Raw genomic sequence first — 254 nt, forward strand, 5'->3', positions numbered from 1 at the left:
GCCATCAGAACCAATCTCGGAACTTCGCTGAAAATCTCTCTAAAAACACCTTCGGTGTTGTAAGGTTAAGCCTCACGGATCATTAGTACTGGTTAGCTCAATGCATCGCTGCACTTACACACCCAGCCTATCAACGTCTTAGTCTTAAACGTTCCTTCAGGGGCCTTAAAGGCCCAGGGAAGACTCATCTTGAGGCAAGTTTCGCGCTTAGATGCTTTCAGCGCTTATCTTTTCCGCACTTAGCTACCGGGCAA

General features: G+C 47.6%; 1 rRNA gene. It reads right to left on the minus strand.

Going from position 1 to position 254, the window contains the following annotated elements:
- Window positions 1–61: 61 nt before the first annotated feature.
- Window positions 62–254 (minus strand): 23S ribosomal RNA (locus tag N6G83_RS54715); the annotation flags it as partial.

The sequence above is a fragment of the Serratia sp. PL7 genome, assembly GCF_945957435.1.